This window comes from Corallococcus sp. AB032C (assembly GCF_003668935.1).
GTDB lineage: Bacteria > Myxococcota > Myxococcia > Myxococcales > Myxococcaceae > Corallococcus > Corallococcus exiguus.
The window spans coordinates 94157-119015 of record NZ_RAWP01000005.1 but is presented as its reverse complement, the minus strand read 5'-3'; the positions used below and the strand labels follow the sequence as shown (position 1 = coordinate 119015).

2 protein-coding genes are annotated in these 24859 nt (G+C 71.3%); both read right to left on the bottom strand.

Going from position 1 to position 24859, the window contains the following annotated elements:
• Positions 1-34: 34 nt before the first annotated feature.
• A complete protein-coding gene (locus D7X99_RS03250) occupies positions 35-11674 on the bottom strand; it encodes a non-ribosomal peptide synthetase (protein WP_158626911.1) in 11640 nt (3879 codons plus the stop codon).
• 50 nt (positions 11675-11724) lie between these two features.
• Positions 11725-24753 carry a non-ribosomal peptide synthase/polyketide synthase gene (locus D7X99_RS03245; protein ID WP_121776437.1) on the bottom strand — a complete coding sequence of 4343 codons (13029 nt, stop codon included), beginning with the start codon at positions 24751-24753 and terminating at the stop codon, positions 11725-11727.
• Between the last annotated feature and the right edge of the window lie 106 nt (positions 24754-24859).

Genomic DNA, 24859 nt, shown 5'->3' with positions numbered 1-24859 from the left:
GGGTTTCCTCCCGGCATTGCGTTGCTCCACGGGGTCATATGATGCCTTCCTCCTCGCCGTTCGCGTCCTGCTCGGCGGCGCCCGGCGGCGCCCCCTGCACGGACCAGCGCACGTTGGCGACGTACTCGGCCAGCGCCGCGAGCGTGCGGAGCTCGAACAGGGTGCGCAATGGCAGGTCGACGCCGAACGCCTCACGCAGCCGCGCCACCATCAGCGTGGCCAGCAGCGAATGGCCGCCCAGGTCGAAGAAGTTGTCCTGCGCGCCCACTCGCTCCACGCCCAGCACCTCGGCCCAGATCGCGGCCAGGCTCTCCTCCTCGGGCGTGCGCGGCGCCACGTACTTCGCGCCGCCGCCCGGCGCTGGCAGGGCCTTCCAGTCCACGGTGCCGCGCGGCGTGCGCGGCAGCGCGTTCATCACCACCACCGCGGACGGCAGCATGTGCCGCGGCAACCGCTGCGCGAGCGAGGCGCGCCATTCGGCGTCCGCCGCATCGGCGGGCATGGCGGCATCCGCCACCACATAGGCGATCAGTCGTGGCTGGCCCTGCGCGTCCGCGTGTGCGGCCACCACCGCATGCGCGACACGCGGATGCATCCGCAGCGCCGCTTCGATCTCGCGGAGCTCCACCCAGCTACCGGCGATGCGCAGCCGTCGCGGCGGCTCCAGGAACTCCAGAGCGCCGTCGGCGCGCCGGCGCGCCAGCTCACCCGTGCGGTAGAGCCGCTCGCCCTCCACGAAGGGCGATGGCAGGAAGTCTCGTGCCGTGGGGGCCGGCTGTGCCGCGTAGCCGCGCGCCCATTCGGCACCGCTCACGTACAGCTCGCCATACACGCCCGGCGGTAGCGGCATCAGCCGCCGGTCCAGGACGTAGGCGCGCAGCCCCGGCGCGGGCAAGCCGATCCGCGCGCCCTGCGCGTCCGCCGGCAGCCTGGCCATGCCGTACAGGCTCACGTCCTCGGGCGCGGCTGCCTCCGCAGGTTCCTCCCGCGGCGCGAGCAGCAGCCTTGCGCAGGAGGCGAGCGGCTGCAGCAGGCTCTGCACGGACGGCTCGAAGCCCAAGGCCACTGGGTGTGGCGCGCCCGCGGCGCCGTGGTGCCGCGCCATCATGGCCACCTGGTTCGCCAGCCCGCGGTGCGTGAGCATCAGCAGGCTTGCCACGGCGGACGCATCCCAGGCGACGGCCAGGCACGCGAGCTGGCCAGGGTGCGCCACCCTGTCCACGGGCGTGTCCGGCGAGGCCGCGATGCGCTCCGCCAGCCCGGTCAGGTCCAGCGCGGGGCAGGCGTCTCGCGCCAGCGCATCGGCGTAGCCGTCCGTGCCGAGCACGAGCGCCGCCGCGCCTTGGGCAAGCAGTTCGCCCAGTCGCTCGGGCGGATGGGCAGGGTCCAGCGGCAGGCAGGCCAGGCCCGCCTTCAGGATGCCCAGGCAGGCCGCGAGCGTGGCCGGCGACCGCTGCATCACCAGGCCCACCACGCTTTCGGGTGCGAGGCCCAGCGCGCCCAGGTACCGGGCCATCCGGTTCGACCACGCATCCAGCGCGCCGTAGCCCATGGATTCGTCATCCCAGGCCAGAGCGATGGCATCCGGGGCATGCCGTGCCTGTCGCGCCACCTGCCGGTGGAGACAGTCGGCTTCCGGCCCGGACGCGGTGGCGTTCCAATCGACCAGCAGTTGGTGCCGCTCCGCATCGCCCAACAGCGAGAAGCCGGACAACGTCTGGTCTGGCTCGGCCACCGCCGCCGCGAGCAGCGCGACGTAGTGCGTGCCGAATCGCTCGATGGTCGTGCGGTCGAAGAGGTCCGTGGCGTATTCGAACTGGCAGACGACCTCGTCGTCATGCCCATGCAGTCGCAGCATCAGCTCGAACCGCGCGCTCACCTCGTCACTGTCCAGGACCTCCGTGCGCAGGCCCGGCAGGCTCAGGGAGCCCGGCGGATCCTCGGTGAGGAAGGAGTTGATCATCACCTGGAAGAGGGGAGGGCGGGAGAGGTCGCGCACGGGGTTGAGCTGCTCGACCAGCTTCTCGAAGGGCAGGTCCTGGTGCGCGTAGGCTTGCAGGGCGGTCTCCCTGGCGCGAGCCAGCAGCTGGCGCAACGTGGGGTTTCCGGACACGTCGGTGCGCAGCACCAGCATGTTGACGAAGAAGCCGATGAGGCCTTCGGTGCGCCGGTCCGTGCGGCCGGCCACGGGCGTGCCGAGGACGATGTCTTCCTGTCCACTCCAGCGGGAAAGCAGATGCTGGAAGCCGGCCAGCAGCACCATGAACAGCGTGGCGCCCTGGGCGCGTGCCATCGCCTGCAGCTGCCCGGTCAGCGCCCTGGGCAGGGCGAACGACACGCTCGCACCCCGGAAGCTCTGCACGGGCGGGCGTGGATGGTCCAGGGGCAGCTCCAGCGCGGCTGGCGCGCCCGCAAGCCGCTGCTTCCAGTAGGCGACCTGCTTTTCCAGCGCCTCGTCCCGCAGCCAGTCGCGCTGCCACAAGGCGTAGTCGGCGTACTGCACCGGCAGCTCCGGCAGCGGCGACTCCAGGCCCCGGGCATATGCGGTGTACAGCGCGCCCAACTCGCGGATCAGCACCCCCAGCGACCAGCCGTCGCTGACGATGTGGTGCATCACCACCACGACGATGTGCTCCTCCGGCGCCAGCCGCAGCAGCACGGCATGGAAGAGCGCCCCCCTGGCGAGGTCGAAGCGCCTGCCCGTCGCCGCGTGAATGGCGCGCCGAGCCTCTTCCTTGCGCGCCGCCGCCGGCAACGCGGACAGGTCGATGCGCTCCAGCTCGAAGCGACCGGGCGGATCGACGAGCTGCTCGATGGTCTCGTCGTCGGCCGCGAAGCGCGTGCGTAATGCCTCGTGGCGCCGCACGATCTCCGCCAGTGCATGCTCGAAGGCCTGGCCGTCCAGCGCGCCGACGAAGCGCACCGCGCCCGTGATGTTGTAGGCGGCGCCCAGCGACTCGATCTGCTCCAGCAGCCACAGTCGCTCCTGCGCATAGGACAACGGCAGGCGGGCGGGACGGCGCTGCACGGCGAGCGGTGGCACGTTCAGCCCCTGGCCCTCGCGCCGGGCCGCGTCCAGGGCCGCGCCGAGCGCACCCAGGTGCGGCGTCTCGAACAGCGTGCGCAGCGGCAGCTCGACGCCGAAGGTGTCGCGCAGCCGCACCACCACCTGCGTCGCCAGCAGCGAATGGCCACCCAGCTCGAAGAAGTTGTCCTGTGCGCCCACGCGCGCGACCTGGAGCACGTCCGACCAGATGGCGGCCACGGCCTCCTCGGTGGGCGTGCGCGGCGCGACGTAGACGCGCTCCTCACCCCCGAGGTCGGGCGCCGGCAGCGCCTTGCGGTCGATCTTCCCGTTGGGCGTGAGCGGCAGGCGCTCCAGCAGCACGATGTGTGAGGGGAGCATGTAGTGCGGAAGCGTCCCCTGCAGCGCCACGCGCAGCTGCGCCGCGTCGCGGGCCTCGGGCTCGCAGACCGCGTAGGCGACCAGCCGCTTGTCGCCGGGGCGGTCCTCACGTGCCATCACCAGCGCCTGCCGCACGCCGGGCACCGAGGAGAGTGCCGCTTCAATCTCTCCCAGCTCGATGCGGTAGCCGCGCACCTTCACCTGCTCGTCCAGCCGCCCCAGGTACTCCAGGCTCCCGTCCTCCAGCCTCCGCGCCGCATCTCCGGTGCGGTACATCCGCTCGCCGGCTTGCGCGTGGGGATTGGGGATGAAGCGCTCCGCGGTCAGCTCTGGCCGCCTGAGGTACCCGCGCGCCAGTCCGGCCCCGGCCACGTACAGCTCCCCGGCCACCCCCGGCGGCACCGGCTCCAGCCGCGCGTCCAGCACGTATGCGCGCAGGTCTCCAATGGGTACGCCAATCAGGCTCGCGCTCTTCTCCACGTCACGCGGGCTCACCGGATGGTGCGTCACATGCACCGTGGTCTCGGTGATGCCGTACATATTCACCAGCCGTGGCGCGTGCGCTTCGTGCCGCGCGTACCAGGGCTTCAGCCGCTGGAAGTCCAGCCGCTCGCCGCCAAACACCACGCTTCGCAGGGCCAAGGGCAGCTTCAGCTGCGCGTCGGCTTCCAGCAGTTGGTAGAAGGCCGAGGGCGTCTGGTTGAGCACCGTCACGCCTTCTTGGGACAGCAGCTCCAGGAAGGCGGGCGGGGAGCGCCTCACCGCGTCGGGCACGACGACGACTCGCCCGCCAAACAGCAGCGCGCCCCAGATTTCCCACACGGAGAAGTCGAAGGCGAGCGAGTGGAAGAAGCTCCACACGTCGCGCTCGCTGAAGGCGAAGGAGGACGTCGCCTGGAAGAGCCTCAGCACGTTGCCGTGCTGCAGCAGCGCCCCCTTGGGCTTGCCCGTGGAACCGGAGGTGTAGATGACGTAGGCCAGGTGCCCAGGCCCGCTGAGGGGCGGGAGGTTGGCGTCGGGCAGGCCCGCCACCGTCGGCCAGTCCCGGTCCAGGCACCAGAGGGGTTGGCGCGCGCCGGCCAGTCGCTCGCGGAAGGACTCCTGGGTGAGCACGAGGGCGGGCCGCGCGTCGTCCAGCATGCCCAGCAGCCGCTGCGCCGGGGAGTCCGGGTCCAGCGGCAGGTAGGCGCCACCGGCCTTGAGGATGGCGAGCATGGCCACCAGCAAGTCGAAGCCGCGCGAGGCGCACAGGCCCACCAGCACGTCGGGACCGACGCCCTGGGAGCGCAGGTGGTGCGCCAGTTGGTTGGCCCGCGCGTTGAGCTCGTCGTAGGCCAGGGAGCGGCCCTCGTGGGTGAGCGCCACTGCATGAGGCCGGCGGGCCGCCTGCGCCTCGAAGAGCCCGTGCAGCGTGCCCTCCACCTCGTACCGCGACGCCGCGTTGCACGCCGCCAGCAGCGTCCCGCGCTCCTTCCCATCCAGCAACGGCAGCCTCGAAATGCGCGTCCGAGGCGCGTCGCATGCGGCCTCGGCCAGGCACTCCAGGTGGTGGTGCCAGCGCGCGAGGGTCGCGGCGTCGAACAGGTCCGTGTTGTAGACGTAGTCGACCGAGAGCCGGTCGCCCGTCATGCGCATCTCGACCTTGAGCTCGAAGTCGGCTTGTACGCCCAGCTCGCTCGGCCGGCTGGCGATGCGCAGGCCCTCGGCCGAGGTGAAGTCATCGAGCGCGCCGCCCAGCTCCGCGTCGTCGTAGAAGTTGAGCACCACTTGCGCGTAGGGCGTGTACGCGGCGTCGCGGCTGGCCACCAGATGCTTGAGCACCAGCTCGAACGGCAACGGGTAGTCGTGCACCGAGAGCACCTGCCGCGCGGTGGCGTCCAGCACGTCGGCGAACGAGCTGTCCTCGCGGGCCGTGCTGCGCAGCGTGACGATGTTGGCGAAGATGCCGATCAGGTTCTCCGTGCCGTAGGCGCGGTTCGCCGACAGGCTGCCCAGGCACAGGTCGTTCTGCCCCGTCAGCCGGTGGAACAGTGCCTTGAACGCCGCGGCCATGACCATGAACAGGGTCGCGCGCGAGGCGCTACCCAGGGCCGTGAGGCGCCGCGTCAGCGCGGGCGACAGCGCGGCGCGGTGCACCTGCCCGCGGTAGGTCATGGCCGCCGGACGCGGCCGGTCGGTGGGCAGCGACAGCAGGTCGGGGGCGCCCGCGAGCTGCTCCTTCCAGTAATCGAGCTGTTCTCGCAACGCCGGGCCGCTGAACCGCCGGCGCTCCCAGTCGCAGTAGTCGACGTACTGGATGGGCAGCGGCGCGAGCGGCAGGCCGTCGTAAAGCCGCATCACCTCCTCCATCAGCACCCGGAACGACCAGCCGTCATAGAGGATGTGGTGCAGCGTGAGCAGCAGCACGTGCTCGCCCTCGGCGGCCTTGAGCAGGCGCACGCGGAACAGCGGTCCCTGCTCCAGGTGGAAGGGCGTGGCCGCCTCCTCGCGAATCCCGCGCGCGACGGCGTCGTTCGCCTGCGCCGCGCCGAGCCCGCTGAAGTCCTCCACCGCCACGCGCAGGGGCGCTGGTGTTGCAATCACCTGCTCGGGCACGCCGGAGTGATGGGTGAAGGTGGTGCGCAGCGGCTCGTGGCGCGCCACCAGCATGTCGAAGGCGCGCGCGAGGCGCTGTGCGTCCCAGGCACCGGACAGCGTGAGCGCCACCGGCATGCTGTAGGACAGGACTCCGGGCTGGTACTGCTCCAGGAACCAGAAGCGGTTCTGTGCGTAGGACAGCGGGGCCGTGCCCTGGCGCGGCACCGGTTCGATGCGCGCCGTCACACGCTGGCGCGTGCCGCGCCCGGCCTCGATGCGCGCGGCCAGCTCGGCCACGCTGGGTGCCTCGAATAGGGCGCGCAGCTGCAGCTCCACCTCCAGCTGCGCGCGCACCTTGGAAATCACGCGCGTGGCCAGCAGCGAATGGCCGCCCAGGTTGAAGAAGTTATCGTGGATGCCCACGCGGTCCAGGCCCAGCACTTCCGCCCAGATGCGCGCGGTGGCCTCCTCCATGGGCGTGCGCGGCGCGACGTAGCCTGCCTCGCCGCGCGTGAGGTCGGGTGCGGGCAGCGCCTTCTTGTTCACCTTGCCGTTGGGCGTGAGCGGCAGCGCGTCCAGCACGACGACGTGCGCCGGCACCATGTAGGCCGGGAGTTGCTCGCGCAGCCGCTCCAGCACCGTGTGCTGCAACCCGGCCTGCCGCTCCTCCAGATACGGCTCGTGCGCCAGTGCGCGCAGCGACGCGGCATCCGCGCCCGCCGCCGGGTACAGGGCCGACCAGTCGATGGCGCGCGGCGCACGAAGGAACACCGCGTGCAGCCCCCCCTCGTTGCCCGAGGCGAGCGCGAAACGCACGGTGTAGCCGCGCTCGGCGGCCAGCGCCTCCAGGCGCGCCGGATCCACGCCTGGCAGGGGCTGGGCGTCCAGCTCGCGCGCGAGCCCGGCCGCCGTCGCCTCATCGGCCATCCGGTGCAGCAGGCCCTGCGCCGCGCGCATCGAGGCGAGCCGCGCCTGCGGGATGTCGCGGACGGCCAGGGAGGGCGGCGCCTCGCGCGCGAGCCGCTGGCGCACGGCCTCCTCGCTCTCCCAGCCTTGCCAGTCCGGCACGAGCTCGGCCGCGGCCTGGCCCACGGAGAGGACCACGTCGTAGCGGAAGCGCGTCAGCTCGTTGTCCACCTGGCCGCGCTTGGGCAGGACGTTGACGCCGCTGATGCGCGGGAAGCGCCGGCGCAGCGCGAAGAACCAGGCCGGGTCGACCAGCAGCTCGGCCTCGCGGCGCGCGTTCAGCAGCGCGAGCTGCCGCAGCTCGCCGACGCGGGCGTCCGGCTCGGCCTGGTGCAGGGCCATGGAGGCGTGCAGCAGCTCCAGCAGTCCGGCGTGCCGGAGGTCGCCCACGAACACGTGGCCGGACGCGCCGAGCTGCCCGAGCGCGCCCTCCAGCACGGTCTCCAGGTAGGCCAGGCTCGGGAAGTACTGCGCCACCGAGTTGATGATCACGGTGTCGAAGGGCCCGCCGGGCAGGTCGCGCAGCGCATCCGCCGGGCGCTGCAGCAGCGAGAGTTCACAGGGCATGGGCTCGCGCGCGGCCAGGCCGCGGCGCAGCTTGTCCAGCACCACTCCCGAGAGGTCGGTGCCGCAGTACCGCGTGCACGACGGCGCGAGGCGGTGCAGCAGCAGGCCGGTGCCGCAGCCAATCTCCAACACCCTCTCCGGCTCGATCGCGCGGATGCGCGCCACCGTCTGGTCCACCCACTCGTGCATCTGCGCGGCCGGGATGGGTTGGCGGTCGTAGCTGCTGGTCCAGCCCGAGAGGTCGAAGGTCAGGTCGTCCGGCGTGGCCGTCTCGCCGTAGATCTGGTCGAACACCTGGTTCATGCCGGCGATCTGCTCGGCTTCGGCCAACGGCGCCGCCGCGCGGCGTTGCAGCAGGCCCACGTGCGGCGCGGCACGCCCGTCGGCGTGGGCCCGCGCGTCGCGCTCGCGCACGGCATAGAGCTGGTAGACGCCCGTGCCCTGCATGGCGCGCTTCTGGTGCACCACGCAGCCGAAGCCGTGGCCAGCCAGCAGGCGGCGGATGGTGTCGACGCGGCCGTCGATGTCGTGCGTCTCGATGACCAGCTGGCGGATCTTCGGCCAGTCGCCGGGCTCGATGCCCGACAGCACGTCGAGCTCGCTCTTCTCGACATCGAGCTTCAGCAGGTCGATGCGCTCCACGCCGGTCTCGCGGATGGCCTGTGACAGCGTGATGATGCGGCAGGAGTGGACCTCGGCCTCGAACTTGCCTTCCAGCAGCTCGTCCAGGAAGGAGCCCGACTCCTCCGACTGGTTCCTCAGGAACCGCTCGGTGAGCGCCCGTTCGGTCCGGGCATCCGCGTACAGGCCCGAGTTGACGGACATGTTGCGGTAGTAGTGGATCTGGGTGGTCTGCTCGCGGTTGGACAGGCCGAACGGCATGGCGGTGGCGCCCGGCGCGTGGAGCGCCACATTGCGGGCCATCACGTCGAACACCGGCGGCACCGGCTCGAAGGAGTAGACGCGGGGGCGGGCGCAGCGGTCGTGCACGAACAGCGTGAACAGGCCGATGTTGGCGCCGACGTCGAACACCACGCAGTCGTCCTCCAGCGTGATGCCGTTCTGCAGGTAGACCTCCTCCTCGAAGATCTCCTCGAACACGGCACGCGTCTCGTGCTGGTTGATGTGGGCGATGCGAATGCCGTTGGGCAACGCGTAGCGGCCCTGTGCGTCCTCTTCCTGCGTGCTCGGCACCACGTAGGCGACCAGCCGCATGTCGCCGGGGCGGTCCTCGCGTGCCATCACCAGCGCCTGCCGCACGCCGGCCACGGAGGAGAGCGCCGCTTCAATCTCTCCCAGCTCGATGCGGTAGCCGCGCACCTTCACCTGCTCGTCCAGCCGCCCCAGGTACTCCAGGCTGCCGTCCTCCAGCCTGCGCGCCGCATCTCCGGTGCGGTACATCCGCTCGCCGGCTTGCGCGTGGGGATTGGGGATGAAGCGCTCCGCGGTCAGCTCTGGCCGCCTGAGGTACCCGCGCGCCAGTCCGGCCCCGGCCACGTACAGCTCCCCGGCCACTCCCGGCGGCACCGGCTCCAGCCGCGCGTCCAGCACGTACGCGCGCAGGTCTCCAATGGGCACGCCAATCAGGCTCGTGCTCTTCTCCACGTCACGCGGGCTCACCGCATGGTGCGTCACATGCACCGTGGTCTCGGTGATGCCGTACATATTCACCAGCCGTGGCGCGTGCGCTTCGTGCCGCGCGTACCAGGGCTTCAGCCGCTGGAAGTCCAGCCGCTCGCCGCCAAACACCACGCTTCGCAGGGCCAGGGGCAGCTTCAGCTGCGCGTCGGCTTCCAGCAGTTGGTAGAAGGCCGAGGGCGTCTGGTTGAGCACCGTCACGCCTTCTTGGGACAGCAGCTCCAGGAAGGCGGGCGGGGAGCGCCTCACCGCGTCGGGCACGACGACGACTCGCCCGCCAAACAGCAGCGCGCCCCAGATTTCCCACACGGAGAAGTCGAAGGCGAGCGAGTGGAAGAAGCTCCACACGTCGCGCTCGCTGAAGGCGAAGGAGGACGTCGCCTGGAAGAGCCTCAGCACGTTGCCGTGCTGCAGCAGCGCCCCCTTGGGCTTGCCCGTGGAACCGGAGGTGTAGATGACGTAGGCCAGGTGCCCAGGCCCGCTGAGGGGCGGGAGGTCGGCGTCGGGCAATCCCGCTACCGTCGGCCAATCCCGGTCCAGGCACCAGAGCGGCTGGCGCGCGCCGGCCAGTCGCTCCCGGAAGGACTCCTGGGTGAGCACCAGTGCGGGCCGCGCGTCGTCGAGCATGCCCAGCAGCCGCTGCACCGGGGAGTCCGGGTCCAGCGGCAGGTAGGCGCCACCGGCCTTGAGGATGGCGAGCATGGCCACCAGCAAGTCGAAGCCGCGCGAGGCGCACAGGCCCACCAGCACGTCGGGACCGACGCCCTGGGAGCGCAGGTGGTGCGCCAGTTGGTTGGCCCGCGCGTTGAGCTCGCCGTAGGCCAGGGAGCGGCCCTCGTGGGTGAGCGCCACTGCATGAGGCCGGCGGGCCGCCTGCGCCTCGAAGAGCCCGTGCAGCGTGCCCTCCACCTCGTACCGCGATGCCGCGTTGCACTCCGCCAGCAGCTCCCTCCGCTCCTTCCCATCCAGCAACGGCAGCCTCGAAATGCGCGTCTGAGGCCGCGCGACCGCGGCCTCCAGCAGCACCAGGAAGTGCCGCGCCATGCGTTCGATGGTCGAGCGGTCGAACAGGTCGGTGCTGTATTCGATGAAGGACTGCAGCCGCTCGCCCGTCTCCGTGAAGTCGAAGGTGAGGTCGAACTTGGCGGTCTGGCTGCGCGCCGCGTCGGGCTCCAACACCAGCTCTGGCAGGGCCAGCCGTCCCATGGGCGCGTTCTGCAGGCCCAACATCACCTGGAACAGCGGCGTGTGGCTCAAATGCCGCTTCGGCGACAAGACATCCACCAGCTGCTCGAAGGGCAGGTCCTGGTGGGCATAGGCCTCCAGCGCCGTGCGCCGCAGTTGCTCCACGAGGTCCAGGAAGCTCGGGTCGTCCTCCATGCGCGTGCGCAGCACCAGGGTGTTGACGAAGAAGCCAATCAACGGCTCGATTTCGCCGCGGGTGCGGTTGGCAATGGCCGTTCCAATGCAGACGTCGTGCTGACCGCTGTAGCGCGCCAGCAGGACATTGAGCGCGGCGGCCAACGGCATGAAGAGCGTCCCCCCGGAGCGCAGGCCCAGCGCGCGCAAACCCGCGGTGACCGCGGGCGGCACCTCGAAGGAATGCGTGGCGCCACGGTGGCTCTGGGTCGCGGGCCGCGGCCAGTCGGTGGGCAGCGTCAGCAGCGTCGGCGCCCCGTCCAGCCTGTCCTTCCAGTACGCCACCTGCCTGTCCAGCTCTTCGCCGGACAGCACCTGGCGCTGCCACTGGGCGAAGTCCGCATACTGGATTTTCAGCTCGGAAAGGGGCGAAGGACGGTTCTGCGCGAACGCCGCGTAGAGCGCGCCAAGCTCACGCACCAGCACGCCCATCGACCAGCCATCGGCGACGATGTGATGCAGGGTGAGCAGCAGCAGATGTTCCGTCGCCTCCAGCCGCAGCAGCCTGAAGCGGATCAGCGGTCCTTCGGCCAGATTGAACGGCGTGCGCGCTTCCTCCTGCATCCGCGCCAGCGCCTGGGTTTCCCGCTCGCCGCCTGGCAGCGCGCTCAGATCCTCCCGCGCCAGTGTCAGCGTCAGGTGCGGCACGATCTGCTGGAACGGCGCGCCGTCGCTCATGACGAAGCGGGTGCGCAGGGCTTCATGGCGCCGCACGACTTCATTCAGACTTGCATGCAGGGCCGCGACGTCGAGCCGGCCGCGCATCCGCACCGCCACCGGGACGTTGTAGAACGGGTTGCCTGGCTCCAGCTCGTTCAAGAACCACAGCCGCTGCTGTGCGAACGAGAGCGGAAGCGGCTTGTCGCGCGCGACGCGCACCAGCGGTGCTCGCACCTCGCTCCTCGCGTTGCGCGCGGAAAGAAAGGCGATCAGCGCCTCGCGGTTCGCGCGAATGCGCTCGCGCAGCTCGCTGCGGATGTTGCCCTTGGGCGCGCCCAGCCGGAGGTTCGACCCATCGACCGCGATCGTCGCGCCGGCCGCGGCGATTTCGGTCAGGATGTCGTCAAGCGGGGTACGGACGGCGGTATCGGACGGTGACAAGGCGGGTTCCTTCGTAGGGAGTTGATGGGCGCGCGGTGTCGAATGGGGGCCTAGAGAAGCTCCTCGACCCACTCCTGTTCCGTCCGCGCCGGCTCATCGGTTTGGGGCTTGGGGGCTGCCCGCTGTTCGATCCGCTGGCCCATCTTCGCCACGGTCGGGTCCTCGAACAGCGCCTGCAGGGGCAGTTCCTCCCCGAAGCGCGCGCGCAGCCTGGAGATGGCCTGGGTCGCCAGAAGCGAGTGGCCGCCAAGGCTGAAGAAGTTGTCGTGGATGCCGACCTTGTCCAGGCCGAGGACCTCCGCCCAGATCGCTGCGAGCTCCTGCTCCAGGGGCGTCCGGGGGGCGACAAAGCCTTCCTCGCTGCGAAGGGCCTGCGGCACCGGCAGGGCCTTCCGGTCCACCTTGCCGTTCGGGGTGAGCGGCAGGGACTCCAGCGCCACGAAGGCCGAGGGCACCATGAAGCCGGGCAGCCTCTGCGCGAGGAAGGCGCGCAGCGCATCCGCCTCCGGGGCCGGCTGGTCCGGGGCGGGCACGCCGTAGGCCACCAGCCGCTTGTCGCCCGGAACGTCCTCGCGCACCACGGCCACGGCCTCGCGGAGGGCCGGGTGGGCGCGCAGCGAGGCCTCCACCTCGGCCAGCTCGATGCGGAAGCCGCGCACCTTGACCTGGTTGTCGAGGCGGCCGAGGAAATCAAGGACCCCGTCCGGCCGCCAGCGCGCCAGGTCTCCCGTGCGGTAGAGGCGCTCTCCGGGCCGCGAGGAGAGGGCGTCGGGGATGAAGCGCTCCGCGGTCAGCTCCGGGCGGGAGAGGTAGCCGCGCGCCAGGCCGTCGCCACCGATGAAGAGCTCACCGGGCACGCCCACGGGCACCGGCTGCAGCCGCGCGTCGAGCAGGTACACCCGGGTGTTGGCGATGGGGTGCCCGATGGGCACCGAGGTGCCCACCTGCTCCGGCAGCGTCATGCGGTGGCAGGAGGTGAAGAGCGTGCTCTCCGTCGGGCCGTAGCAGGCGGTGACGGGAATGCCCAGCTCCTCGATGGCGCGGCGGACGTGAGGGGCGGAGACGACGTCGCCGCCGGTGAGCAGCTGCCGCAGGCCCCGCAGGCTGTCGAACTCCAGGTCCACCATCTGCGCGAAGAGGCCCGCGGTGAGGTGCAGGGTGGTGATGCCGTGGTGGCGCAGCACGTGGGCGAGCAGCTTCAGGTCGCCCGGGGACTCGGGCGGGAAGACGACGAGCGTGCCGCCGAAGAGCAGCGGACCCCAGACCTCGAGAGTGGAGGCGTCGAAGGAGATGGGGGCGATGAGGAGGAAGGTCTCCTCGGGACCGAGGTGGGCGTAGTGGATGCCGTGGAAGAGGCGCAGGACGGAGCGGTGCTCGATGGCAACGGCCTTGGGGCGGCCGGTGGTGCCGGAGGTGAACATCACGTAGGCGAGGCTGTCGCCGTCCAGGCCGGGCACGTCGAGGGAGGAGTCCGGCCAGGAGGCGAGCCGCGCGCGCCAGTCCGGGCCGAGGACGAAGCAGGAGGGGAAGAGGGGCGAGAGCGAGTCGGCGAAGCGAGGCTGGGTGAGCAGCAGGTGGGCGCCGACGTCCTGGAGCATCAATGCCAGACGCTCATGGGGGTCGGAGGCGTCGAGGGGGACGTAGGCACCGCCGGCCTTGAGGATGGCGAGGAGGGAGACGATGAGCTCGAAGGAGCGCTCCAGGCAGAGGGCGACGGGAGAGCCGTGGCGGACGCCGAGGGAGCGCAGGTGGCATGCGAGCTGGTTGGAGAGGGAGTCGAGCTGGCGGTACGTCAGGTGCTCGTCGCCGAGGACGAGAGCGGTTGCGTCGGGAGTGCGTTCGGCCTGACGGGAGAAGAGGACGTGCAGCGGCGTGTCCCGTGGGTACGGCGCGCGCGTGTCGTTCCACGCCACCAGCACCTGCTGGCGCTCCGCGCGCGTCAGGTGTGAGAGGGTGTCGAGGGGCGCGTCGGGCTCGGCGCACAGCGACTCGAGGAGCACGCGGTGGTGCTCCATCATCCGGGAGATGGTGGCCGCGTCGAAGAGGTCGGTGCTGTAGCCGATGGTGCCGGTGAGCCCCTCGGCCGTCTCCGTCAGGCTGTAGTCGAGGTCGAACTTCGCGGTCGAGGCTTCGAGCTCCTGGAGGCGCAGCCGCAGGCCTGACAGCTCCATCGCGCCCATGGGCGTGTTCTGCAGCGCGAAGATGACCTGGAACAGCGGCGAGCGGCTCTGGTCACGCCCTGGCTGGAGCTGTTCGACGAGCTTCTCGAAGGGGACGTCCTGGTGCTCGTAGGCGGCCAGGGTGGACTGCTTCACCTGACGCAGCAATGCGCGGAAGGACGCGCGAGCGTCGATGCGGGCACGCAGGACGAGCGAGTTGACGAAGAAGCCGATGAGGCCCTCCGTCTCCGCGCGGTTGCGGTTGGCGATGGGGGAGCCAACGACGATGTCATCCTGCCCGGAGTAGCGGGAGAGCAGGAGCTGGAAGGAAGCCAGCAGCACCATGAAGGGCGTGGCGCCCTCCTGTTGGGCCAGGGCCTGCACGGAGTCGGAGAGGGGCCGCGGCAGGCTGACGGGGAGCGAGGCGCCTCGAAAGGACTGGATGGCCGGGCGGGGCCTGTCGGTGGGCAACTCCAGCGCGGCGGGCATGTCGGCGAGCTGCTGGCGCCAGAAGTCGAGCTGGGACTGGAGGACCTCGCCCTGGAGCCACTGGAGTTGCCAGGCGGCGAAGTCCGCGTACTGCACGGGCAGTGGGGGAAGCCAGGCCGGCTGGCCGGAGATGAAGGCCCGGTAGAGCGCCGCCAGCTCTCGCACCATCACGCCCACGGACCAGCCGTCCGAGACGATGTGATGCAGCGTGACCAGCAGGGCATGCCGCGTGCGCTCCAGTCGCAGCAGGCGGACCCGCACCACGGGCCCGTTCGTCAGATCGAACGGGCGCTGGGCCTCCTCGAGGGCCAGCCGCCGGGCCTCGCGCTCGCGCTCCTCGGGCGCGAGGTGCGTCAGGTCGATGAGGGGCAGGGGCGGCGGCACCGTGGGATGGATGACCTGGACGGGCACATCGCCGTGGCGCGGGAAGGTGGTGCGCAACACCTCGTGGCGATCCACCAGCGCGGTGAGACCCTGCTCGAAGGCACGGAGGTCCAGCTCGCCTTCCAGCCACACCACGCCGGGCACGTTGTAGAAAGCGCTCCCGGGCTGGAGCTGATCGAGGAACCACAGGCGCTGCTGGGCGAAGGACAACGGCAGCGGCCAGGTGCGCGGCACCGGCACCAGTGGCGGCGCGGAAGGTGCTCCGCGTTGACGCAGGGCCTCCACCCGCTCGGCGAGCGCCGCGACGGTCGGTGCGGCGAAGAGCTCGCTCAGCGGCAGCTCCATGCCGAACGTCGCGCGGACCCGGGAGATGACCTGGGTCGCGAGCAGCGAGTGTCCACCCAGGGCGAAGAAGTCGTCCTCAGCGCCGACGGTGTCGAGCTTGAGGACGTCGGCCCAGAGCGCGGCGAGCTGGCGCTCGGTGTCCGTGGATGGCGGGCGTGAGGGGGCGCGGGCCACGGCGGACGCGTCGGGCGCGGGCAGGGCCTTGCGGTCCACCTTGCCGTTGGCGTTGAGGGGCAGGGACTCGAGCAGCACGAAGGCCGTGGGCACCATGTACTCGGGCAGGTGCTCGGGCAGGGCGGCGCGGAGCCCGGCCGCGGTGAGCGGAGTGCCCGGCACGACATAGGCGACGAGGCGCTTGTCTCCGGGCACGTCCTCGTGGACCCGGACGATGGCGTCACGCACCCCGGGCAGTTGGCGGAGCGCGGCCTCGACTTCGCCCGGCTCGATGCGGAAGCCTCGCAGCTTCACCTGGAAGTCGGTGCGGCCCAGGAAGTCCAGGGTCCCGTCCGCCAGCCAGCGCACCTTGTCACCCGTGCGGTAGAGGCGCGCGCTGGGCTCCGTGCTGAAGGGGTTGGGGATGAAGCGCTCAGCGGTGAGGTCCGCGCGGTGGAGGTAGCCCCAGGCCAGGCCCTCTCCGCCAACATACAGCTCGCCGGGCATGCCCACGGGCACCGGGTGCAGGGCCGGGTCCAGCACGTAGGCAGTGGAGTTGGAGATGGGGCCGCCAATGGGAAGCGAAGCGCCGACAGCTGTCGCGGGCGCCAGGGGCTGGGACGTGGAGAACGTCGTGTTCTCCGTGGGGCCGTAGACGTGGAGGAAGCGCGTGCCCGGGCGCATGCGCAGCAGGTGCTCGCGAGCACGGGCCATGGGCATGGCTTCGCCACCCGCCAGCACCTGCGGCACGCCCCCCAGTGCTTCGCCGTGGTGCTGCACCATCTGCGCGAAGAGGGCCGTCGTGAGGAAGAGCGCGGAGACGCCGTGACGCCGCAACAGTCCCGCGACCTCCTCCAGTGACAGGGCGTGGGGAGGAGGCAGCACGAGGCGAGCGCCGTGCAGCAGCGAGCCCCAGAGCTCCAGGGTGGAGGCGTCGAAGGCGACGGGTGCGAGCTGGAGGAAGACCTCCTGGGGCCCGAAGCGCATGAAGGAGGTGCCCAGCACCAGCCGCGCGACGGCGCGGTGGGGAATGCAGACGCCCTTGGGGCGGCCGGTGGTGCCGGAGGTGAACATCACGTAGGCGAGGCTGTCGCCGCCGAGGCCGGGCACGTCGAGGGAGGAGTCCGGCGAGGAGGCGAGGCGCGCGCGCCAGTCGGGGCCGAGGACGAAGCAGGAGGAGAAGAGAGGCGAGAGTGAGTCGGCGAAGCGAGGCTGGGTGAGCAGCAGGTGGGCGCCGACGTCCTGGAGCATCAATGCCAGACGCTCGCGGGGTTCGGAGGCGTCGAATGGGACGTAGGCACCGCCGGCCTTGAGGATGGCGAGGAGGGAGACGATGAGCTCGAAGGAGCGCTCCAGGCAGAGGGCGACGGGAGAGCCGTGGCGGACGCCGAGGGAGCGCAGGTGGCGTGCGAGCTGGTTGGAGAGGGAGTCGAGCTGGCGGTACGTCAGGTGCTCGTCGCCGAGGACGAGGGCGGTTGCGTCGGGAGTGAGCTCGGCCTGACGGGAGAAGAGGACGTGGAGCGGCGTGTCCCGCGGGTACGGCGCGCGCGTGTCGTTCCACGCCACCAGCACCTGCTGGCGCTCCTGCTCCTGGAGGAAGGAGATGTCCCTCGGCCGGCGCGCCTCACTTGAGGCAAGCCCCTCGAGCGCCAGACGCACGTGCTCCAGCAGCCGCGCGGCCGTCGCCTCGTCATGACGGGCGGTGTCGAAGGCCAGCTGGAGGCGGAGCTCCGTGCCCGGGACCACCGCGAGCACGAGCGGATAGTGGGGGCGCTCCCGCATGCGCACGTCCGTGATGGCCACCCCGGACGCGCGCTCCGTCAGGGCCGCGTCCAGCGGGTAGTTCTCGAAGACGAAGAGGGACTCGAAGAGCGGCGTCCCGCGCGGCACGTCGCTCCACGACTGCAGCTGCACCAGCGGGCAGTGCTCGTGCTGCCGCAGCTCCGCCTGCTGCGCCTGGAACTTCTGGAGCCAGGGCACCACCTCCGTCCCCGACTCCACCTGGACGCGCGCGGGCAGCGAGTGGATGAACAGACCCACCATCTCCTCGACACCGGGCAGCTCCGGCGGACGGCCGGAGACGGTGACGCCGAAGAGCACGTCCTCCTCGCCGCTGTAGCGGGAGAGCACCAGCGCCCACGCGGCCTGCGCCAGCGTGCTCACCGTCAGTTCGTGCCGCCGCGCGAAGGACTGCAGCGACGCCGTGGCGCTCGCGGGCAGCTTCAACACCCGCTCTCCACCCTCCGCCACCGCCGCGCCCGCTGGGACCGGCTTCGCCCCGGGCAGCGGCGTCGGCGCGGTGAAGCCCGCCAGCGCCTTGCGCCACCACTGCTCGGAGCTCGCCGTGTCCTTCTGCCCCAGCCAGGCGATGTAGTCGCGGAAGGCCGGCGCGGGTTCCAGCCGGAGCACCTGTCCTCGCGCCGCGGCCTCGTAGGAACCCAGGAGCCGCCGCAGCAGGACGCCCACGCTCCAGCCGTCCAGCAGCAGGTGGTGGAAGCTCCAGACGCAGTGCCAGTCCTCCTCCGCCATCCGGATGATGGTCAGCCGCGCGAGCGGAGCCCGTCCCAGGTCGAAGCCACGCTCCTGGTCCTCGCGGAGGAAGGACTCCAACCGGGCCGGCTGCTCCGCGGCCGGCACGTTCCGCCAGTCCAGCTCCCGCCAGGGCAGCTCCCCCTTCGGGGACACCACCTGCAGCGGCTGCTCCAGCCCCTCCCACACGAAGCGGGTGCGGAACACCGCCTCACTCGCCACCACGGCATCCCAGGCCTGCTTCAGCGCCGGGACATCCAGCGGGCGGATGGCCCAGGTGAGCTGCTCGAAGTAGTGGCCTCCGCTGGGCGCGAGCTGGGCGTGGAAGAGCATGCCCTGCTGGGTGGCGGAGAGCGGGTAGAGGTCCTCGATGTCGGGCCCGGTCCGCCTCAGCAGCGGCTCGAGCGACTGTGGGGAGAGGCCCGCGAGGGGGAAGTCGCCCGGGGAGAATCGACGGGCGTCCTCGGAGGCGCGCAGGGAGATGAGGTCGCGCAGGTGGTGGACGAAGCGCCGCGCCAGCGACTCGATGGTGGCCGCGTGGTGCAGGTGGGCGCTGTAGCCGAAGGAGAACTGGAGCTGCCCGTCGAGCACGGAGCCGTTGATCTCCAGTGCATGCAGGCGCGGGCCCGAAGGCGCGGCGGAAGGACCCGAGGGCTCGGGGCTCATGGAGAAGAGACGGCTGGCGGCGACCGTGCCGTCGAACTGGCCGAGGTAGTTGAATGCGACCTGCGGCGCGGGGAGTGCCCGGAGCCGCCGGGCGATGTCCGCCGGCCCGAGCCACTTCAGCAGACCGAAGCCCAGGCCATGGTGGGGCAGGCGGCGCAGTCCGTCGCGCACGCCGCGCAGGCCCTCCCCGACCGAGTCGCTCGCGCGGACGGGCAGCAGCACTGGGATGAAGGAGGTGAACCAGCCCACGGTGCGTGAGAGGTCCACGTCGTCGAAGAGCTCCTCGCGGCCATGGCCCTCCAGGTGGACGAGGACGTGGGACTGGCCGGTCCATTCGCCCAGGGCGCGGGCCAGGGCGGAGAGCAGCACGTCGTTGATGTGGGCACGCCAGGCGGTGGGCACCTCCTGGAGCAACAGCTTCGTCTCCTCCGCATTCAGGCGGATGGAGACGGAGCGCTCGGAGGCGTGGGTGTTGGGGCCGGAGGCGTCGGTGGGGAGCGGGGCCACCTGTGCGCGGGCCGCGTCCAACCAGAGCGGCGCCTCGGCCAGCAGAGCCTGGGAGTCGGCATGGGCCCGCAGGCGGCGAGCCCAGGACTGGAACGAGGTGCTCTTGGGGGGGAGCACCGCCTGGAGATAGTCGGACTCGAGATCCTCCAGAATCACGCGCCAGGAGACAGCATCCACCACCAGGTGATTCGCGACGAGAAGCAGGCGCTGCTGGCCGTTGCCGAGCAGGAAGAGGGCGGCGCGCAGCAGGGGCGGCTGCGCCAGGACGAAGCTGGCCTGCAGGCGCGAGGCCTCGGCCTCGAGCGCGGCGGGCTGCTCGGAGGCGGGCATGGAGGAGAGGTCCACCTGGAGCAGGTGGACGGACGCCTCGTCGGGGCTGGCGTTGTCCTGCAGCCACTCGCCCTCGTGCCGGCGCAAGCGCAGGCGCAAGGCGTCGTGGTGGGCCACCACACGCGCGAGTGCCTTCTCCAGGCGCGCGGACTCCAGCGGCTCACGCGAGGCCAGGAGCACGGCCTGGTTGAAGTGGTGGACATGGACCGCGTCGTGCGCCAGCAACTGGAGCTGGACGGGGGTGAGTGGCACCGGGCCGGTGACGGGGCCCTGCTCGCCGAGCGCCTGGGATGCGGACTCCACCACCCGGGCGAGCTGCGCCACCGTCTGATGCTGGAAGAGCTGGCGGGTGGAGAACGCGAGGCCGGCCTGGCGCGCACGCGCGACGACCTGAAGGCTGATGATGGAGTCGCCACCCAGCTCGAAGAAGTTGTCGTGGATGCCCACCTGCTTCAGACCGAGCACCTGGGCCCAGCTGTCACACAGGCGCTGCTCCACGTCGCCGCGGGGCGCGACGTAGGCGGAGCGCGGCTCGGTGCGGGACAGGTCCGGAGGAGGCAGCGCCTTCCTGTTCACCTTGCCGCTGGCCGTCAGCGGGAGGGCCTCCAGGGGCACGAAGGCCGAGGGGAGCATGGACTCGGGCAGCCTGCTCTTGAGGAAGTCACGCACCTCGGGAGCAGAGGGCGGCTGCCCACCCGAGGGCGGCACCCCGTAGGCCACCAGACGCTTGTCGCCCGAGGCGCCCTCCTGCACCACCACCACGGCCTGGCGCACCTGGGGGTGCTGCTCCAGGGCCGCTTCGATTTCCCCCAGCTCGATGCGCTGCCCGCGCACCTTCACCTGGAAGTCGAGCCGGCCCAGGTACTCGATGTCGCCATCGGCCAGCCAGCGCGCCTTGTCTCCGGTGCGGTAGAGGCGGGCACCCGGCTCGGAGGAGAACGGGTCCGGCACGAAGCGCTCGGCGGTGAGCACCGGGCGGGAGATGTAGCCGCGGCCCACCGGGATGCCGCCGATGAAGAGCTCTCCGGGCACGCCCGTGGGCACTGGCCGCAGGTGCGCATCAAGGATGCGCATGAGGGCATTGGAGATGGGGCGGCCGATGGGGATGGAGCGGTGGCCGTGCTGGGGCCGGCAGTGGAAGGAGGTGACCTCGATGGCGGTCTCGGTGGGGCCGTAGAGGTTGTACAGCTGGGCGGAGGGCAGCCGCCGCAGGCAACGCCCGGCGAGCTCGGGGGAGAGTGCCTCACCGCTGCTCACCACCCGGCGCAGGCTGGAGCAGCGCTCCAGGCCGGGCTGCTCCAGGAAGGGATGGAGCATGGAGGGCACGAAGTGCGTGGTGGTGATGTGCTGCTCGCGGATGAGGCGCAGCAGGTAGTCGGGCTCCTGGTGGCCACCGGGGCGGGCCACCACGAGGCGCGCGCCCACGATGAGAGGCCAGAAGAACTCCCAGACGGAGATGTCGAAGCCATAGGGCGTCTTCTGCAGCACGACGTCGTCGGGGCCCAGCCCATCGACTTGCTGCAACCAGAGCAGGCGGTTGCAGACGGCGCGGTGGGCATTCATGGCGCCCTTGGGGCGGCCGGTGGAGCCCGAGGTGAAGATGACGTAGGCGAGGTTGTCGGGAGTGGCCAGGGCGGCGGGCGGGTGCGTGGGCAGGGCGCGCAGCGACGCGTCCCCGAGAGCCAGGGACACCACTGAGGACCCCGGCGCCTCTGGCAGGTGAGCCATCAGGGCGGGCTGGGCCAGAAGCACCGCGGGACGCGCATCCTCCAGCATCCATTCCAGACGCTGGCGGGGATAGGAGGGGTCGAGGGGGACGTAGGCGCCGCCGGCCTTGAGGATGGCGAGGAGGCCCACCACCAACTCGAGGGAGCGCTCCGCGCACAGACCGACGCGCACCTCCGGGCCGACGCCGAGCGACCGCAGGTGCCAGGCCAGCTGATTGGAGCGCTCCTCCAACTCGCGGTAGGAGAGCCAGGCGCCCTCGAAGCCCAGGGCCGGTGCTTCCGGCGTGCGAGCCACCTGGGCCTCGAAGAGGTGGTGGATGCAGGTGTCGGTCGGCAGGGGCGCGCGGGTGTCGTTCCACGCCACCAGCACCTGGTGGCGCTCGGCCTCGGTGAGCAGGGGCAGCTCGGCGATGCGCTGCTCGGGCCGGGCGAGGACCCCCTCCAGCAACTGCCGCAGGTGGCCTAAGAGGCGCACCACGGTGGCGGGCTCGAAGAGGTCGGTGGCGTACTCCAGTGAGCCCGCCAGTCCCTGCGCGGATTCGGCGAGGGAGAGCTTGAGGTCGAATGGCGCGGTGCGACTCTCCAGCTCCACGGGGTCCAGCGTCAGCCCGGGGAGGGAGAGCGCCGGCAGGGGATCCGGCTGGAGCACGAGCATGACCTGGAAGAGGGGGCCGCGGCCCAGGTCGCGCTCGGGCCGAAGCTGCTCCACCAGCTTCTCGAAGGGCACATCCTGGTGGGCAAACGCGCCCAGTGTTGTCTCTCGCACCCGCTGCAGCAGCTCGCGGAAGGAGGGGTTGCCCTCCAGTCGCGTGCGCAGCACGAGCGTGTTGACGAAGAAGCCGATGAGGCCCTGCGTCTCGGGGCGGGAGCGGCCCGCGATGGGAGCGCCGACGCTGAGGTCCTCCTCCCCTGAGTGGCGGTGCAGCAGCACCTGGAAGGCGGACAGCAGGAGCATGAATGGGGTGACGCCCTCCTGCCAGGCCAGGGCCTTGAGCATCTCCCACGTCGCGGCGGGCACTCGCACCGGGACGCTGGCGCCGTGGTGGTCCCGCACGGACGGCCGCGGCTTGTCGGTGGGCAGGTCCAGATGCGCGGGAGCGCCGGCCAGTTGCTGCTTCCACCAGGACAGCTGGCGCTCGAGCTCCTCACCCCGCAGCCACTGGCGCTGCCAGAGGGCATGGTCGGCGTACTGGACGGGCAACGGGGGCAGGGGCGAGGGCAGGCCCTGGCGGAAGGCCGCATAGAGGGAGGCCACCTCGCGCACCAGCACTCCCATGGACCCGCCGTCGGAGACGATGTGGTGCATGCACAGCACCAGCACGTGCTCTGTGTCAGACAGGCGCAGCAGGGTGGTGCGCAGCAGCGGGCCGCGCGTCAGCTCGAAGGGGCGCAGGGCCTCGTCGTAGGCCCGGCGCAGCACCTCGGCCTCACGCTCTTGAGGGGCCAGCGCGCCCAGGTCCACCCGGGCCAGCGCCACGTGGGCTTCGGAGTGGATGAACTGGGAGGCGAGTCCGTGCTCGGAGTGGAGGGTGGTGCGAAGCGACTCGTGGCGGCGGATCAGCTCGGCGAAGCCGCGCTCCAGGGCGGAGGTATCCAGCACGCCGCGCAGCCGCACCGCCGCGGGGATGTTGTAGAGCGCGCCGCCCGGCTCCAACGCGTCGAGGAACCACAGCCGCTGCTGGGCGAAGGACAGGGGCAGGGATTGCTCGCGGGAGGCACGAGGCAGGGGGCCGGTCGAGTCCCGGCGCGCGCCGGCGAGCCGCCCTGCCAGCTCGGCCAGCGTGGATCCGCCCAGCACGACATGCAGGGGCAGCACCACGCCGAGGCCCTGCTCCACCTCGTACGCCAGCTCCACCGCCGCCAGCGAGTCCAGGCCGTAGCGGGTGAGCGGCTCATCCCGCGCCACCACCGGTGGAGCCACATTCAGCCGGCGGGCCAGCCGGAGCCGCAGCCACTCCTCCAGGGCCTCCGGCGTCGCCGGTAGCGCCTCGGACCCGGTGGTGTCGCGCGTGCGGGTGGCGGGCGGCACCTCGGGCACGTCGGCCTGCTGCTCGCGCCAGGAGGCCACCTCCTGCAGCTCGCCCGAGAGGTAGGCCGCGCGGCACGCCCGGCGTTGGATCTTGCCGCTGGAAGTCTTGGGCAGGCTGCCAGGGGCGATGAGGGTGAGCGCATGCAGCCGCAGCTCATGCACCGTGGCCACCTGCTGGCTGATGGCGCGCGCAACCTCCTCTACCGCCACGGGCTGCCGGCGCGTGTCCACCTCGTACACCAGCACGAGCCGCTCTTCTGACTCCACCTCCACCGAGAAGGCCGCTCCACACCCCGGCCTCAGCGCGGCGTGAGCCTGCTCCGCCGTCCGCTCGATGTCCTGGGGGTGGTGGTTGCGGCCGCGGACGATGACGAGGTCCTTGATGCGGCCGGTGATGAAGAGCTCCTGGCCCTGGAGGAAGCCCAGGTCCCCGGTGCGCAGGAAGGGCCCGGCGCCGTCGGAGGTGCGCGCCTGGAAGTCACGCGCGGTGTCTTCGGGACGGCCCCAATAGCCCAGGGCCACGCTCGGGCCCTTCACCCACACCTCGCCCACTTCGCCGGAAGCGCATGGCACGCGCGTCTCCGGGTGCACCACGCGCACTTCCTGGTCCTGGAGCGAGTGCCCGCAGCCCACCAGGGTCTGGCTGTGCGGCTGCCCGGGCCCGGCCGGCTCGGCACGGCCCTCGCGCAGCCGGCGCGTGTCCAGGGACTGCTGCACGGGGAGCGAGCCCACCTCACCGCCAGAGACGATGAGGGTGCCCTCGGCCAGGCCATAGCAGGGGTAGAAGGCCTCGCGGCGGAAGCCGCTTGGGGCGAAGGCCTTGGCGAAGCGCTCCAGGGTCTCCGAGCGGATGGGCTCGGCGCCGCAGAAGGCCACGTCCCAGTGGCTCAGGTCGAGGGCGGCACGCTCGGCCTCGGTGGTCTTTCGCACGCACAGGTCGAAGGCGAAGTTGGGCCCGCCGCTGATGGTGCCGTGGGTGCGAGAGAGCACCTCCAGCCAGCGCATCGGCCGCCGAAGGAAGGTCAGCGGCGACATGAGGGTGGTGGCGAAGCCTCCGTACAGCGTGGCGAGGATGCCGCCGATGAGCCCCATGTCATGGTAGGGCGGCAGCCAGATGACGCCCGCGCTGTCTCCTCGCATGCGGAACGCGCCGTGGATCAGGCCGAGGTTGTGGAGGAGGTTGGCGTGGGTGAGCTCCACCCCCTTGGGCGTCCCGGTGGAGCCGGAGGTGTACTGCAGGAAGGCCAGCGAGTCCGCCCGCGGCGGCGGCCCCCGCAGGCCTGCCTCCGCTCCCTCCAATAGCGTATCGGTGGCGACCCAGCGCAGCGCCCGCAGCTCCGGCGCCAACTCGCAGAGGGCCTCCGCCATGGAGGCGATGAAGGAGGTGGTGAGCACCACCGTGGCCTGGGCATCCTGAATGATGGCTTGCAGTCGCGGCAGCGTGCGCTCGAGCCGGAGCGGATCCGGTGGATAGGCAGGCACCGCGACCATGCCCGCCCCGAGGCAGCCGAAGAAGCCGGCGACGTACTCCAATCCTGGAGGGTAGATGAGGACCGCCCGCGCGCCAGGCCTTGCGTGCTGCAGGAGGTCCGCGCCGATGGCCCGTGCCCGCCGCAGGAGTGTGGCCCTGTCCATCAACTCCTGCTCGCTGTCCTCGTCCCCGACAAAGGTAAACAGGGGCGTGGTGGGGCCCTGTTCCGTGCGTTCCTCGAGCAGGGTCGGCAGTGTCCAGAGGCCAGCGGCAGCAACAGAGGGCTTCATTCTCAGGCTTCCTCACGCGAGGCCCGGACCTTAGGTAAATCGTGTCCTTCCTCCAATGGCTGTTGGTGGATTCCACTCTGTGTGGCGCTTTACGGCCGGAAGCTGC

What these genes read in the sequence shown, in the direction of transcription:
- D7X99_RS03245 (WP_121776437.1), bottom strand. Translation starts at nt 24,753, where the DNA reads ATGAAGCCCTCTGTTGCTGCCGCTGGCCTCTGGACACTGCCGACCCTG.